Source organism: Candidatus Phytoplasma ziziphi (genome assembly GCF_003640545.1).
Classification (GTDB): domain Bacteria; phylum Bacillota_I; class Bacilli_A; order Acholeplasmatales; family Acholeplasmataceae; genus Phytoplasma; species Phytoplasma ziziphi.
The window spans coordinates 252,930-269,052 of record NZ_CP025121.1 but is presented as its reverse complement, the minus strand read 5'-3'; the positions used below and the strand labels follow the sequence as shown (position 1 = coordinate 269,052).

At 20.0% G+C, this 16,123-nt stretch carries 13 protein-coding genes; 6 read left to right on the top strand and 7 right to left on the bottom strand.

Going from position 1 to position 16,123, the window contains the following annotated elements:
- Positions 1–146: 146 nt before the first annotated feature.
- The 3 genes from CWO85_RS01445 (at position 147) to CWO85_RS01435 (ending at position 4,559) form a co-directional block, all read left to right on the top strand.
- On the top strand, positions 147–437 hold the full coding sequence (locus tag CWO85_RS01445) for a helix-hairpin-helix domain-containing protein (RefSeq protein WP_161554977.1): 291 nt from the start codon (positions 147–149) through the stop codon (positions 435–437).
- 251 nt (positions 438–688) lie between these two features.
- Positions 689–1,417, top strand: a complete 729-nt coding sequence (locus tag CWO85_RS01440; protein ID WP_320410448.1) for a DDE-type integrase/transposase/recombinase — start codon at positions 689–691, stop codon at positions 1,415–1,417.
- A 1,963-nt stretch (positions 1,418–3,380) separates the two neighbouring features.
- The gene (locus CWO85_RS01435; RefSeq protein WP_121463920.1) at positions 3,381–4,559 is read left to right on the top strand and encodes an NAD(P)-dependent malic enzyme; all 1,179 of its coding nucleotides are present in this window, start codon (positions 3,381–3,383) and stop codon (positions 4,557–4,559) included.
- A 508-nt stretch (positions 4,560–5,067) separates the two neighbouring features.
- Here CWO85_RS01435 and CWO85_RS01430 read toward each other — a convergent pair.
- Positions 5,068–5,340 (bottom strand): SVM family protein, encoded by a 273-nt coding sequence (locus CWO85_RS01430; RefSeq protein ID WP_121463919.1) that lies wholly within the window; start codon positions 5,338–5,340, stop codon positions 5,068–5,070.
- Between the two features lie 1,235 nt (positions 5,341–6,575).
- Here CWO85_RS01430 and CWO85_RS01425 point away from each other — a divergent pair.
- The gene (locus CWO85_RS01425) at positions 6,576–6,926 is read left to right on the top strand and encodes a hypothetical protein (protein ID WP_121463918.1); all 351 of its coding nucleotides are present in this window, start codon (positions 6,576–6,578) and stop codon (positions 6,924–6,926) included.
- A 550-nt stretch (positions 6,927–7,476) separates the two neighbouring features.
- Complete coding sequence (locus CWO85_RS01420; protein ID WP_236628341.1) at positions 7,477–7,752, top strand: hypothetical protein; 276 nt, start codon at positions 7,477–7,479, stop codon at positions 7,750–7,752.
- A 223-nt stretch (positions 7,753–7,975) separates the two neighbouring features.
- Here CWO85_RS01420 and ftsH read toward each other — a convergent pair whose 3' ends face one another.
- The 6 genes from ftsH to CWO85_RS01395 all read right to left on the bottom strand — a co-directional run bounded on the left by ftsH (position 7,976) and on the right by CWO85_RS01395 (position 12,972).
- Positions 7,976–9,757: an ATP-dependent zinc metalloprotease FtsH gene (gene ftsH, locus CWO85_RS01415; protein WP_121463917.1), complete on the bottom strand. Its 1,782-nt coding sequence runs from the start codon at positions 9,755–9,757 to the stop codon at positions 7,976–7,978.
- Positions 9,758–9,785: 28 nt separating this feature from the next.
- On the bottom strand, positions 9,786–11,735 hold the full coding sequence (locus CWO85_RS01410) for a hypothetical protein (protein WP_121463916.1): 1,950 nt from the start codon (positions 11,733–11,735) through the stop codon (positions 9,786–9,788).
- 26 nt (positions 11,736–11,761) lie between these two features.
- Positions 11,762–11,905, bottom strand: coding sequence for a hypothetical protein (locus CWO85_RS03625; protein ID WP_161554976.1), 144 nt, complete (start codon positions 11,903–11,905; stop codon positions 11,762–11,764).
- Complete coding sequence (locus CWO85_RS01405; RefSeq protein WP_121463915.1) at positions 11,874–12,314, bottom strand: hypothetical protein; 441 nt, start codon at positions 12,312–12,314, stop codon at positions 11,874–11,876. The genes CWO85_RS03625 and CWO85_RS01405 overlap by 32 nt, the downstream gene beginning before the upstream one ends.
- Before the next feature lie 137 nt (positions 12,315–12,451).
- A complete protein-coding gene (locus CWO85_RS03865) occupies positions 12,452–12,592 on the bottom strand; it encodes a DUF2963 domain-containing protein (protein WP_420885401.1) in 141 nt (46 codons plus the stop codon).
- On the bottom strand, positions 12,589–12,972 hold the full coding sequence (locus tag CWO85_RS01395) for a DUF2963 domain-containing protein (protein ID WP_121463914.1): 384 nt from the start codon (positions 12,970–12,972) through the stop codon (positions 12,589–12,591). The genes CWO85_RS03865 and CWO85_RS01395 overlap by 4 nt, the downstream gene beginning before the upstream one ends.
- Before the next feature lie 2,485 nt (positions 12,973–15,457).
- On the opposite strand from CWO85_RS01395, the gene CWO85_RS01385 reads away from it, so the two are divergent.
- Entirely contained in the window at positions 15,458–15,817 is a 360-nt protein-coding gene (locus tag CWO85_RS01385; RefSeq protein ID WP_121463912.1) for an effector protein, read from the top strand.
- Positions 15,818–16,123: the final 306 nt, after the last annotated feature.

The window sequence follows — 16,123 nt, the reverse complement described above, 5'->3', positions numbered from 1 at the left end:
GTGTCTAAACTTTTGGAACAGTTCACTATTTTCCAATCCTTTTCTATTCAATTCATTTTTCAACTAAATTAGACCAATTTAATTACCAATTATCCTTAAAACCAATATCAGAAATAGAAAAAGAAGTAATTAAATTAAGGAAAAAAGTGAAAAAAACAGCTAAAGAGAATTCTCTCTTAATTAATTTAGAATTGGTTTTAGAATCTAAAAATCAAAATATTAATTTTTTACCAATTGATATTAATGAATCAGAAATATCCAATTTCAAAATTATTGATAATCAACATCTTTTATTACCTTTTACATCTCTTGATGGCTTAGGTATCGAAAAAGCAACTGAAATTATCAATGAACGCAATCAAAAACCATTTATCAACTTTCAAGATTTCAAATCGAGAACAAAATTAAATTCAAAAATAATTAAAATTTTAGAATAAAATTGAGAAAAATTATATAATATTTATAAATTTTAATAAAGGATTTAATTCATAAATTTAAACAATTTACAAAAAGAAATTATTCAAAATTTTAATTATCCAAAAGAATATTTAATTAATTTAATTGAAAAATATAAAAATAAAATCAACATTAAAGAAATGTTGATTTTATTTAATTTATCAAAAACAACTTATTATCGAACTAAAAACAATTTTAAAATCAAAAAAAAAAAAAATTAGAACAATAAAAAATATTAGAACAAAGAATAAAAGAATTATGCATTAAAAACAAATTTTATTTTGGTTCTAAGAAAATATGTTTTTTATATAATTTAAAATATAAAACTAATTTAAATTATCAAATTATTTATCGAATCATGAAAAAGAATAATTGGTTATGTATTTTAAAACCTAAAAAACAAAAACATCCGATTTTATCTCGTTTTCAATTAGTTCCAAATATCATTAATAAAAGAAACAAAAATTATTATAGTTTAAAACCAAAAACTAAATTATTTACTGATATTACCCAATTTAAAACAAAAGATGGTATTCTTTATTTATCTTTAATTTTAGATTCATTTAATCGCAAGGTTATTTCTTTCAATTTCAGTAAACATTCTAATTCTAAACTAGTTTATGACACTTTTGATCAAATTAAAACTAAATCGTCAAATTGTCTGATTCATTTTGACCAAGGAAACATCTATCGTAGCATTAAATTTCAAAAATATTTATTAAATCAAAATTATATTTTAAGTATGTCTCATTTAGCTGAACCGAACGATAACGCAATGATTGAATCTTTCTTTGGTTTAATGAAATCAATTATTTTTCAAGAAAATCCTAATTTAGAATCATTATCTTTTAATTTATTAAAAACAAAAATCAATGATTTTATTTTTTATTATAACAATAATTGGATTTATCAAAAACTAAATTATCGAAATCCCAATTCTTATTGCCAATTAACAAAATAAAAACAAAATTAAAAAAAATGAAATAAAATTTAATTTTTTTTAATGCCTAAATTATGCATAAAAACAACAAAACAATTTAAAAAACATCTATTCTAAGGCAAAATATAATTTACTCTTTTTTGTCTTTTTCAGGGTATATATAAGTGTAAGACATTTTTATTAAATTTTATTTTAAATAAAATTAAAAAAAATGAAATAAAATTTAATTTTTTTAATGCCTAAATTATGCATAAAAATAACAAAACAATTTAAAAACATCTATTCTAAGGCAAAATATAATTTGCTCTTTTTTGTCTTTTTCAGGATATATATAAGTGTAAGACCTTTTTATTAAATTTTATTTTCGACAAAAAACAAATAAAAACAATGAAAGGAATTAATTTAAAAATTAATCTTTTAATATTTTTTCTATTTTAAAAAGTTTCGCTTTTTGAATAAGTTCGCCTTAAGGATTTTACAAAAACATATTTTTTTTGTTTGAGAATTCATATTTATAATTTAATTCCTTTTCTTAATTTTATTTAAGTTAAAAAAGTTTTTTTAACTTTTAAAATAAAAATTTGTAAATTGTTTTTTAATATTATCTTATATAAAAAAGTCAAATCATTATAAAAATTATAAATATTATTATTAATATATTTTGTTATTATTTATTTGCGTTGTTTCCCTTTATAAGTTCAAAATAGAAACAATATTTAAAATAACCCTATAAAATCAAAAGCAAAAACTAAAAATTGAGTTTAATGTTTTTATTGTCAAAACTCAGAGACAAAGGGGAATAAAAACGAAAAATAAATTGTTAAAATGCAAACTCAAAAATTTATATTGAAGGAATATTTTAAATTATTAAAAACATTTTCAATTTTCAAAATGATATTACATAAACAAAATCAAAACAATTTTAATTTTAAAAATAATATATTTTATCTCAATTATAATTCCATTTTTGAATGCCGCGAACTCTTAAAATAAATAAGACGGTTTAAACAAGATTTATCTTTTGAAATTCAATTTACAAACAAAACGGAAAATAAATATAATTATAAGTTTAATATGAAAACAAAAAAATTATTTTTAAATAAAAAAAATGTCAAACGTTTACTAACAATTCCAAAAGAAATAAAAATTTTTATAATCTCTTAAAAATTGGTAATAATCAAATAACAATTTTAAAACAAAAAAGAAAATTAAAGGAGAGTCATGAAATTCTATAAACCTAAATAAAATCAGATATGTCTCAAAATCACACCAAGTCAATATATCAAAGTTTTTTTATATTGAAATAAAAACTATAAATAAAAAAATCTAAGGTAAAAAAATACTTTGTAAAAAATTTTTATTTTATAATTTTTTTAAAACATTTATACTCATTATTATAATATGATTTTATTTTTTTGGCAAAAAAAATAAAAAATGCAAGTAAAAAAAGATTTTTGAAATTTTATTTAAAATCCTTTAAACTCTTATTAAAGATTGATAAATTTAATATTTAAACAAGTCATAGATAAGTCAAATGTTGATTCGATTTATTTCGGTTTAATCCAAAAAATGTTTTTATCAAAATTACAATTAACAAAAACAATACTCACAAACTAATTACTTATAATTTATATTATTTTTTTTAAATCTTATTAATTTGTTTGTTTATTTTTTATAAAAAAAATAAATATGTATAAATTAAAAACAAAACAGCCAGACAAAAATTAAACATTTTTAAACTTATAATTAGTTATGATTATATAATATTATATAGAAGATATTTATTTATAAATATTTTCGATTATTACTCTTTTTATTTTATTTAAAATTATTTTTTTAAATAATTAATTTTAAATAAAATATTTATTTTCGAAAATTTACAAATTTATTTGGATATTAAAAGTATCAATTATTTATCTTAAAATATATTTTTTAATAAAAAACATAAAATATTAAAATTAGTTGGATGGTTTAAATAAAACAAATGTCTTTAAATATAAAAGAAGAAGCATTAAAAATTCATGAAAAAAATAAAGGTAAATTAGAAATAAAAACTAAAGTACAAATTAATAATCTCCAAGAACTTTCTTTAATTTATACTCCAGGAGTAGCGGAGCCTTGTTTGGAAATTGCTAAAAATCCAAAAAACGCTTATAAATACACAACTAAAGGAAATAATGTTGCTGTTATTACTAACGGAACAGCTGTTCTTGGTTTAGGAAATATAGGGGCATTAGCTTCAATTCCAGTAATGGAAGGAAAAGCTAGTTTATTTAAAACATTTGCCAATATCGATTCTTTTCCTATTTGTATTGATTCTGAAGATCCGGAAGAAATTATTAATATTATTTCTAAAATATCTTCGATGTTCGGAGGAATTAATTTAGAAGATATCAAATCCCCAGAATGCTTTTACATTGAAAAAAAATTAAAAGAAAAATTAGATATTCCTGTTTTCCATGATGATCAACATGGGACAGCTATTGTTGTTTGCGCAGGAATTTTAAATGCTTTAAAAATAGTTAAAAAAAATATTAAAGACGTAAAAATAGTTATTACAGGAGCAGGTTCCGCAGGAATAGCTGTTGCTAAAATGCTTCTTTTATTAAAATTCAAAAATATAATTCTAATAGATAAAGAAGGAGCAATCAAAAAAGATTGCGCTTGGTTAAATGAAGCACAAAAACAAATGGCTTCAGTAACTAATTTAGAAAATGAAACTGGCTCTTTAAAAGAAATTATCAAAAACAAAGATATTTTCATTGGTTTATCAAAACCTAATATTCTAACTTCAGAAATGGTTTCGACTATGGCTCCAAACTCTATAGTATTTGCCTTAGCTAATCCTATTCCTGAAATTATGTATGATGAAGCTAAAAAAGGGAATGCTAAAATAGTTGCTACGGGACGTTCGGATTTTCCAAATCAAATTAACAATCTTTTAGCTTTTCCTGGTGTTTTCCGTGGTGCTTTAGATGCGCAAGCGACTCAAATTACAGAAGAAATGAAAGTAGCTGCCGTTCATGCTTTAACTTCAATTATTCCAGAAAAAGAATTAGATGAAAATAATATAATTCCTTCTATTTTTGAAAAAAAAGTTACCAAAATAATATCTGAAGCTGTAGCTAAAGTAGCTATCGAAACAAATATGACTAGAAAATAAATTAAATTTTTATTATATTTAAAAAAGTTACCAAAATATATAATTTTGATAACTTTTTTTTAAGATAATCGTAAAATTAAGAATTATTTTCTTTTTGATTTTATTTCAAAAAAATTTCTTTTTTATTTTTTAAATTTTTTTCATTTATTCTTTTTCTATAAAAAATTATAATTTATTTTTAATTATATAATATTTCATATAAAAGATAACTTTATAAAATCCTGACCCACAATAATTTTTTATTTGTATAATTTATTTTTTTATAACTTTTTTATTATTATATATTCTTATATATTTATTTTAAATATTTTATTTCAATATATTCAAAAAAATATTATGTAAAAAAATATAAAAAGATATTTTAAAAAATAAAGAAAATAAAAAAGACTGAAACTTTATAACATTTTTATGATAATTTTAACCCTTAAAATCTCTATTGTCAATACAGTGTCAAAATAATATTTAATGATGATTAATCATCTACTTAAGAAAAGCTAATTTATATTTTTTAAAAATTTATTTTAATTTCTATACATATTATTTTTATAATTATTTTTTCAATAATTAATTGAATAAAATGTTTTTTTGTTTCAATATCTTTATTCATAGACATTTCATAATTATTTTTTTCTTCATTTTTATTATTATTTATTGATTTAATTTCTTCTTTATTTAAATTTTCCATCGCCATAACCGAATAATTATTAGCAATAAATAATAATCCTAAAATAATAAATAAAATTATTTTAAATAAGTATAATTGTTTTTTAAATTTTACCATTATTAATAATTAACTCCTTTATTTTTTTATCTATTACTCATCTGAGGAGATGATGTGTAGTGAGATTCTAGTCTTATTTTAAATTTTTCGGCATCTAATATCATGCCTTTATATTTTTTTTAATAAATACTGAAAGACCGATGTGAACTTTAATATCAGTGATTTTGTGAAATAGTTTTTTTAAGATAATAATGATAAATTTAAATTTTTAATTATTCTATTTTAAGAAAAGAATATTGAAATTTAATTTATTCCGTTTTATAATTATAATTATTGATTTCTTTTTGATATTAGATTTATCCCTTTTCTTTAATAACTTTAAAAGATTAATTAATTTTTTTATTTATATTTATTATTTTTCAGTAAGATCGTTTGATAATAAAGATTTATCATTGATTTCTAAAAAATAAGTTTTAATTTGTTCTAATCTTTCTGGAGTAGTTATAAATTTAGGTTTTGGTTTTCACAATTATTATCAAAAGAATTACATTTATCTAATTCTTTTGATAAAGATATCAGAATATCTTTTTCTTTTTTAATTATTATTAATCAATTATAAAAAACAAAAACAATGACAATACTCAAAAGCCAAATTATAATAATAGTTATGAAATTTTTTTAAAAAAATATTAATATTCATTAATTTCATTTACTTTCTGATAATAGTAATAATTATCAAATATGAAATTTGAATATATAACTATTATATAATTTTATTGATTTAAATATTTAAGAAAAAATTTTTATTTAACACTCTTATTATTTTCTAAAAATATTTTTTTATATGTTTTAATATCGTATTTTTTTAATACATTCAACGTCTTTCAATTATAAAAATTATTTATTTTTATTATTTCGTTTTTTATATTCTCGCTACCTATCTACTGTCGCTATAATCGTGTCCATTAAAATATAAAAAAATAAATATCTTGTTATTATCCATAATTTAAGTTATTAATAAATAAAAAAAATATTTTAATATTTAAATTATAAAATTGTATAATAATGATATTATTCTAATTTAAATATTTGGATAATAATTATTTAAAAAATTTAGTTATTGGTTTTTTCATTATAAACAAAATTACAAAAAGGAATATTAGTTTCTCTCTTTATAAAATTAATAACACATTGCTTCACTTTAAATTACAAAAATAATGATTTTATATATTTTTTTTAATTTTTATTATTAAATTTAATAATTTTATTTATTAATAAAAGGAGAAATGTAAAATATGAATTCATGTATCGAAACAATATTAATTTTTTTTAAAGTTTGTTTAGCTGTTTGTTGTGGTTGTAATACAATAGATATTTATAAAGAAGAGACTAATAAATACTGGAATCCTATAAAACAAGACATCAAATTAAATTATCATAGAAATCAATTAAAAGAGATATGTTCAAATATTTTAGATAATAAAGAAAACAAAAATTATGAAATCATATTTGAATATAATCAAAGAAAAATTGACATAAAAGAAATAATAAAAGATATAGATAATTTAGATCTTGATAAGATAAAACATTTAACAAAAGATATTTTTGAATATTATAAAAGTCATCATAATAAGTTATTAATTTAATAATTAATTTGTAAAAATAATTATTTTTATTTAAAATAATTCTATTTGTTTGTTTAAGTTTATTATTCTTAATTACTATTAATCATCAAATGAAAATTATTTACCTGTAGCTTCTGTAATAGATTAAAAAAAGTATCACTAGTGATGTTATATATAATCAAAATAAAAAAAATCCAACTAACGCTTTCAAAATCGAAATCAAAAGATTAAAAAATAAAGGTTCAAATGATTAGGATATAAATATCTACCATCAACCTTGAAATCAGCATATCAAAAAACATATAAAAATCTCTAGCTTAACAAATAAAATACACCTAAAAAACAAAAAATAGTTTAACAGAAAAATATAATAAATCTAAAAAAATTTCTAATACTCGGACTACAAAACCCTTAACGATCTTTCAGAAATCATCTTGGCCGAGGATAAAAAACAAAGGAGTTATTAATTAATGTTGAAATTGAACAGAAATTTATTTTTGTTTAAAACGGTTTTATTTATTTTTTTAAGTTTATTATTGTCAATTACTATCAATAATCAAATTATGGCAATATGAATAAAGATAACGCTAACACAAGTGACAATAGTTCAACTGCTAATAATTCAAATATCGAAGACATAATTACTGATCTCAAAAATAAGATTCGTGAAAATGCATTCTCGAAAACAAAAATAGATAAAGAAATAAAAGGATTACAAAATGAAAATCCTAAAAAAGATATTTTATTAAAATTAAAAGAAAATTTAACAAAATTAATTAATAATCCTAAAGAACAAATTAAAATCTATCGAATGATTTTAAAAAATTTAAATAATCAAAAAAAATAAAAATTAAAAAAATAATATGATTAACCCAAAGACCATTTTAATCGGGGGTAAACATTGAAATATTCAAAAAAAAGTTTTTAATTATTATAATGTTGTGTACTTGAAAATTTTTAATTAAATAAAATAAGACCGACTTAAAGTCGGTCTTATTTTTATTTTAATGTTTAAGAGGTCAACATAAATTAATAAACAAAAAATTTTAAAAAATATTTTTATTATATTTTTAAACTAATAAATCTATCTCTTCTTTATTAATAGTTTCTTTTTCTAATAATAAATTAACTATTTTATCTAATAAAGATTTATTTTCTTTAATCACTTTTTGACATTCTTGATAACATTGATCTATTATTTTTTTAATTTCTGTATCAATCGCTTTTTTATCAGAAAAATCAGAATCTTGAGAAACACCTAAATCACTCATTCCATATTTAGTCACCATTAAACTAGCTATTTTAGTAGCTTGTTTAAAATCCTCACAAGCTCCATTAGAAACATCGTCAAAAACTAATTCTTCAGCTACTCTACCGCCTAAATAAGAAATAATATTCGCTAACATTCTTTTTTTAGAAGAAAAGAAAGTTTCTTTTTCAGGTAACATTAAATTATAACCACCAGCTGAACCTCTTGGGATAATAGTAATCTTTTGAACTTTTTGAGCGTGTTCTAATTTTAAACCAATAACGGCGTGTCCAGCTTCATGGTAAGCCACCATTTTTCTTTCTTCTTCTGTATATTTAATTGATTTTTTGGCTGGACCCATTAAAACGCGATCAATCGCTTCTTCTAAATCTTCCATAGTAATCATTTCTTTTTGATTTCTTACTGTTAAAATAGAAGCTTCATTTAAAACTGCTTCTAATTGAGCGCCACTCATACCTGGAGTTTGTTTCGCTAATTGATTAAAATTAATATCAGGAGAAATATTTTTATTACGAACATGAACTTTTAAAATAGCTTCTCTAGTTTTAACATCAGGTAGACCAACTATAAATTTGCGATCGAATCTTCCTGGTCTTAATAAAGCTGAATCTAACATATCCGCTCTATTAGTAGCTCCGATGATAATGATTCCTTGTGTTGAAGTAAAACCATCCATTTCAGTTAAAAGTTGATTAAGAGTTTGATCTGTTTCTTGAGATCCTCCTGAAAAACCACCTCTTTTACTACCTAAAACATCTATTTCATCAATAAAAAGAATGCAAGGAGAATGATCTTTAGCTTCTTTAAATAATTCTCTGACACGAGAAGCACCGACACCGACATATTTTTCAACAAATTCAGAACCAGCTACAGCGTAAAAAGGAACTCCAGCTTCACCAGCTAAAGCTTTCGATAATAAGGTTTTACCTGTTCCTGGCGGCCCTTCTAATAAAACACCTTTAGGTATTTTAGCTCCTACGGAAGCATACTTTTGAGGTCTTTTTAAAAAATCAATTAATTCCTTCATTTCTTCTTTTTCTTCTTCATTGCCAGCAACATCTTCGAAAGTAAAATAAGATTTTTGTTTGGATGAAACTAAAGGATTGGAGTTTAATTTGCCAGATTGAATATTCATTGTTTTTAAAAGATAAAACATAAAAATAGGAGTATGAGAAATAACAAAAAAATTTAAAATAAATTCAGATAATCTAAAATCACAATGTGCATCATCTATTTCGATATTTTGAAAACTTCTACATTTACTATGAATTTCGCTATAAAAATGATAATCTGGTTCGCAATAATACCATTTGTTTGAATTCATATTTTTAGCTGAATTTTGAATTTTGATTTCAATTCGATATAAAGTTCTACTTAAAAGTGTTGAAGTTTTTTCGCAAAATCGAATTTGCTCCACTTTATTTTGATCAATTATCTTCATAACTTCATCAACTCTTTTTTTATCCATGCTAGAAAATATACGTAAACGATACTCTAAAGTTAGATCGTAAATCACAAGTAATAAAAAACAAGTAATTAAAAAGATTATAATCTTTTTAATGGTAAAAATTTTAAAATTCATTTTTTTATTCCTAACGTTTTTTTGTTTATTATTTATTTAAATCAAAATAATTAGTCTTTATAATATCTAAAAACGGACAAAAATCTAATTTAGAACTTTTAATATTTTTAAAGGCGATAAACTTTTTATCTTCATATAAAGGATATAGAGCCTTTTGTTCTTTTATTTTTTGCTCCATAGTTTTTATTAAGGAATCCAAAAATAATTGTTTTTGAGGATTATTTGCTTTTTCCTGAACTTTTTGATAAATATGTTTTAGTTGATCTATTTTTATTTGTTCTAAATCTGTTTCTTGTAATTCTAAAATGTTTTTTAATTCATTTATTTGTTCATTATTAATATCTCGAAATGAAAGAGAAAAAGTTATTTTATCATCTATATTTATTTTTTCTAAAATATTTACATAATCATCAAATTTATTTATTGGTAATGATATATGAGTGATAATTAAATCATAAACTTTTTGAAATTCTGCCAAAGATATATCGCCAGCATGAGGACTAATATTAACAGGAATTAAATTCACGGAAAATATAAAATTATTATCGATTTTTAAATTTTCTATTTTATTTTTTAACTGTTCTGCAATTTCCTGTTGCAATAAATTTTGTGTATAATAAACTAAATCTAGTGAAATATTTTTTTCATTAGGATTATTAAACTTCCATTTTGAATAACTATCATTAAGTAAATTCATTATATTTATTTGTGATTGTTCCTGAACTTTATCAACTTTTACTTTATCAAATATTTGCGGTTCTACATTTGTTAACGATTTGATAATGTCACCAGTTATACAAAATAATGCTCTTTTAAAATCATCATCTCTTAAAATAGAAGGAACTTTTTTATAAATTTCTTTATTTTGCCTAAAAGAAGCGTCATGTCTATCTCCTAAATTAATTATCAAAGAAATAACTTTATTATTAGATACAGAAATATATTCTTGGAAATTATTATCTTTTATTATCGATTCATTTGTTTCTAATTCATTTAATTGATTAGACTTAAATAAATTCAATTGTTGTTCAAAAGAAGTTATTATTTGATAATATATATAAATAATTTTTTGTAATGAATTAACATTTTTTTTCAGTAATAATCCTTGTTCTAAATCGTATTCTTCAATTTTATAATCACCATAAGATATTATTGGATTCGCGGGCGAACCGTAATCATATAATTTTATATTTAAAGGAAATAACAAAATATAGTTTAAAGATTGGATTATTTCAAATAAAGAATTATCTTTAATATAATCTGGTTCAAAAAAAATTTTAAATTTATAATTATCTATTTTTTGAAAACAAGTTAATCTTTTATCTTGAGAAGGTTTAGCGCTTGTATAATAATGGATAGCGTTTTTTAATTTACCAATACTAAACCATAATGATTTATTATCTGATGAGAACAATTCACTACCACGTTCTAAATAATTTCTTAAAGTAAATTCAATAGTATCAGAATTTATTGATTGATTATTCTCGAACAAAATATCATTTTTTAATTCAAACTCCAAACAAGAATCAGAAATGTCTTTTCCTGTAATTTGTTTACTTTCTTCAAAAAAATCAATACCTTGTTCTCTTATATCTATTGTTTTAAAATCATTTGAACTAGTTGCAAAAGACATTTTTTTAATAACACCTTCAAAATATCCTTGACGACAATCTTTTAAATTTTGTTTACTATCATTTGAATCTTTCAAAATAGGTTTAATATTTAAAAAAGGAGTTCTTAATAAATCAATAATTTCTATTTGTTTATTTTTATTATTAGTTTTTTTAATAGGATTAAGATTAGATGGCAATTCTTTTACAGCTTTTTTATAAGTTTCTGAAGAAATAATATTAATAGACGAAGAGATAGATTTGTTTTTTTGATTTTGTTTTATTTTCGAAATAAAATAGCATATTAAAATTATTAAAAAAAGGCAAAAACAAATAATAATTGTATAAATAAATTTTGTTTTTTTCATAAATAAAATATCACCTTTTTTATTTTTTAATATTTATTGTTTTTTTTAAATAAATATATTTTTGTAGCGCCATTCTTCATTGATTTTAAATTATCTAAAGTATATTTAGGAATATATTCTCCTTCTTCATCTTCGGCTTCATCTGCTCCACGCTTTTCCCCCCCCGTCAAAATAAACAGCTAATAAATCTGGAGAGGGATCTTTAATTGGACAGCAAAAACCCCCTGATTGTATAATTGGCCCTCGCGAATTAGTTCCTGTTATTGTTTTATCAATTGGATTATAACTAGGAACTGATACATCATAAGTCAATAAGTTAAAATCTTCATTATGGATTTTATTTCGAATAAATTCTTTTATTTTTGTTTTCATATCCTTTGGATCACCAACCTCTATCATCACTTCTTCAATATTTTCATCTTGTTTTTCCGAACCATTCAAAGATTGTGTTGTATCAGAAAATGATTTTTCCTGGGAAGATTGTGGATTCATTAATTTTATACCTACAAAAACCAATGAAACAATAATTAATAAAACTAAAACAATAATTACTAAATTCTTTTTCTGAATTTTATGCATTTTTTAATAAAGCCTTTCTATTTCTTATTTATTAAGAGTTTATTTTTCTAATAATTAATTTGCATTTTTTATTTTACTTTATTTTAATTTTTTAAAAAAATTATTAAAGTTAATTTTATCTTATCGAGCCATCAGGATTATATATAAGTTGTTCGAATTTCAACGCCAGTAGATAAATCGTATTCAGTGATATAGTCTATTGTTGTTCCGTCGGATCGAAATTTAGTTTCTTTAATTTTTTTTTCATTAGATGGATTAAATTCAATGATATTTTCTATTGTTTGACCGTCTGATCGAAAATTAGTTGATTTAATTTTTTTTCATTAGATGGATTAAATTCAATGATATTTTCTATTGTTTGACCGTCTGATCGAAAATTAGTTGATTTAATTTGGTTGTTAGTAGATAGATCATATTCAACAATATTTTCTATTGTTTTATCGAGTCGACAATTAGTTAATTTCATTGGTATATTAGTAGATGGATTATGTTCGGGAATATAATTTCTTGTTTGCTCATTAGATTGGTCCATTATTTCTTTTTTTTTAGAAAACGAAACAACACAAAAACCAATCCCTAAACCAACAATTAAAATCAAACCAATTAAAATCAAAACAATTATTTTTTTATTTTTGGTATAAAATTGGTGATATTTCATTATTTAATTTCCTTTTTCTAAAATTTTTTTAATTAAATTAACTTTATTATATAACAAAAAAAAACAAATATTAGCTTTATTTTAATTTACAAAAAATATATCAAATATAAGTTTGATAAATTTATTATAATGAACAGATTAAAAATTTTACTTTTGTTGTAGATATTTAGATAAATAGTTTGATTATGTTTTTGTATTAAAAAAACATATAAAAAAATATTTTTATAAAATAAAAAAGATATATATTTTGACTAAATGAAAACAAAAAGGATATAAAAAAAATTAAAATTAATTTATTAAAGAAAAAACAATTCTTAGGAGACGAAGAAGCATTAGAAGAGATAACAATTTTTTTTAAAATTTAAAATAAAAACGTGCTACACATTAACAAAACCATAATGATGAGAATTTAAAAAAAATAATAAATAATAAAATAACAAAAATTAACATTATACAAAATTGAAATTAATGAAATTTTTTTTATTGAAACAATAAAAGAACAAAACAAAAAAAACGAGAAATAAAAAACACGCGGAGGACATAAAGATATATAAACGTATACATACAAATAAAAAAGTCGTAAAGGTTTTATTTTAAAACTACAATAAAAAAAACCTATTAATGATTTAAAAAATATATAAATAAAGTAACTAGAAATAAAAAAATGTATAATAAAAAACTACAGCAAAAGATTTAAAACATTAGAAAGAACTGACAAATATTTAAAAAAGAATCAATAAAAGAATTAAACAAATACGAGGGCAAATTAAAACAATTATTGACAAAAATTGAAATAAAAAACAAATATAAAATATTTATAAAAGAAATCGAAATAATATATAGAAAAATTAAAATTAGAAACTCAATGATTGCAAGTTTAAATGGTTTTTTAATCGACGATAAAAAACATTTAAAACAATCAATGGAAAAAATAAATTATATATATGCAAAAAAATATAAAACGCCGAGGAAATAAAACAAATAAATAAAAAAAACATTAAAACAATAAAAAAAAGTATATAAATAAAAAACGAGCAACCCACGCTCGTTTTTAAGTATCAAAAACATAAAAATTATATAAAAAAATTATAAAAATATATTTAAAAGTCATGTAAAAGTATTTATATGTAAGATTTATATATGTAAAACATATGCAAAAGATATGTAAATATTATGTAAACGAAAATTTTATTACTGTAAAAAACACTGTAAACTGTTAAACCTATATTAAAATATTTTTTGTTAAAAAACACGCTTTCAAACTCAAAACATGTTTATATATAATTTACTACTCTAATAAAATAAGACTTTTTTAAAATTAATAATGACGTGCTTTGATAATTTGAAAGCCAAATTATTTATTTTATGTTTTTATTCTAACGAAAAAAATAAAATGTCCAGTATAAAATAAAAAAAATTTTAATTTTTAAAAAAATAAACAAAAAAAATAAATACTATTTCTGAAATCAATCAATACAAAAAAGAAAAAGGTTATAAAATAAAAATTATTTTTTTAAACAAAAAAAGATTGTTTTTTTGATAAATTAATTTTAAAAATTTATTTATAATTTTTTTCTTTAATTCAATTTAAAAAAATAAAATTTTTTTAATATAACATTTTAATATCTAAATATATAGTATTCTTATTAAAAAAAATAGCTATGTAAATAGCTATTTTTTAAACCTATCAAACCTATACAAAGAACAAATCTAACCCGTTCACAAATAAAAACTAAAAATAATAACAAAAAAATAAAAAATACATAATAAAATTAAAAAATGTCAATATTTAATTGAACAACAAATCAAATTCATATAAATTATGAAATATTTAAATTTATTTGCGAAGATAAAAAATAAAAAAACTTATTATTTTTAGAAAAAAGTAAAGAAAAAAACGAATATATTCATTTTTTTATCATGTTTTTTTTAAGATTAAATTATTATTATGGAGTTGACCAAAAATAAAGATTTTTTTTAAAATTACCATAAAATAAATTCTCAAAAAATAATTACTAATAGTATAAATTATTTTTTTTAATTTTAGATTCTAAACAAACAAATTAAAATTGAAATTAAAATAATTAAAGCATTATTAAAAAATAAATATTTGTTTATTATTTTCAATAATTTTTTTTATATTTTTCATAAATTATATACTTTCTTACACTCATACAACAACATTTACAAAAAGAACGTCGTTCTAAAATAGATAAAATCATCATAGCAAATAAATAAAAAATTTTTATTAAACATTTAATTCATAAAGTTATATAATAGTGATATATTCTAATTTCAATATTTGATAATAATCACTATTATAAGAAAGGAAATGAAATTTATGAATAATAATTTTTTCAAAAAATATTTATTAACTATTATTATCAAATCTTTAAATAGTGATCAAAGTAAAACTCTTTCCTCATTAAAATTACTCTACAAAATCTCCTCAGATGAGGAATAAAAATAAAAGGAGTATTAGTAAATGTTTAAATCAAAAAAATATTTATCATTCTTTAAATTGTTTTTCTTAATTGATTTAGTATTATTTATATTTAACAACAATGTTTTATACGCTTCTCCTGGAATAGTTTTAGAACAAAGAATAATACAACTCCAAGAAGAACAAATCAATTTATTACAACAATTAAATAATACTTTTAATAATTTAAGTTTAGATAGTGAAACACGTTTAAGTAGAATGAGAAATATCTCAGAAGCCTTAAATCGAGTTTTAAATCGAATAAATGAAATGCATCAACAATTAATTCTCAGAGATCAATTGCAACAACAAAGAATAAATAACGCTTCAAATCATCAAAATAATAACCATAGAAGATATTAAAAAAATTAACGCAAAAATTTTTTTATTAAAAAAGCTCTCTTTCGAGAGTCTTTTTTTATTTAACAAACCAATAATAGGTAATAAATATTTAAATAAATAACAAAAAGGTATAACCAATTATGTAAAAATTAGTTAAAATATCTTTTGTCTAAAAAGATTAATAATTATTTTATTAATATTCTTTTATTTTTATCACCAAACCAAATCAACTATAAAACTAAATAATTATGAAATCTTCCAACTAAAAAAATAAAAAACCAAACTCAATTTAACTTTTGAGTTCGGTTTTATTTTAATTATGAATTT

Coding starts and splice junctions, on each gene's coding strand:
- CWO85_RS01435 (WP_121463920.1), top strand. CDS start 3,381: ATGTCTTTAAATATAAAAGAAGAAGCATTAAAAATTCATGAAAAAAAT.
- CWO85_RS01430 (WP_121463919.1), bottom strand. CDS start 5,340: ATGGTAAAATTTAAAAAACAATTATACTTATTTAAAATAATTTTATTT.
- CWO85_RS01425 (WP_121463918.1), top strand. CDS start 6,576: ATGAATTCATGTATCGAAACAATATTAATTTTTTTTAAAGTTTGTTTA.
- CWO85_RS01420 (WP_236628341.1), top strand. CDS start 7,477: ATGAATAAAGATAACGCTAACACAAGTGACAATAGTTCAACTGCTAAT.
- ftsH (WP_121463917.1), bottom strand. CDS start 9,757: ATGAATTTTAAAATTTTTACCATTAAAAAGATTATAATCTTTTTAATT.
- CWO85_RS01410 (WP_121463916.1), bottom strand. CDS start 11,735: ATGAAAAAAACAAAATTTATTTATACAATTATTATTTGTTTTTGCCTT.
- CWO85_RS01405 (WP_121463915.1), bottom strand. CDS start 12,314: ATGCATAAAATTCAGAAAAAGAATTTAGTAATTATTGTTTTAGTTTTA.
- CWO85_RS01395 (WP_121463914.1), bottom strand. CDS start 12,972: ATGAAATATCACCAATTTTATACCAAAAATAAAAAAATAATTGTTTTG.
- CWO85_RS01385 (WP_121463912.1), top strand. CDS start 15,458: ATGTTTAAATCAAAAAAATATTTATCATTCTTTAAATTGTTTTTCTTA.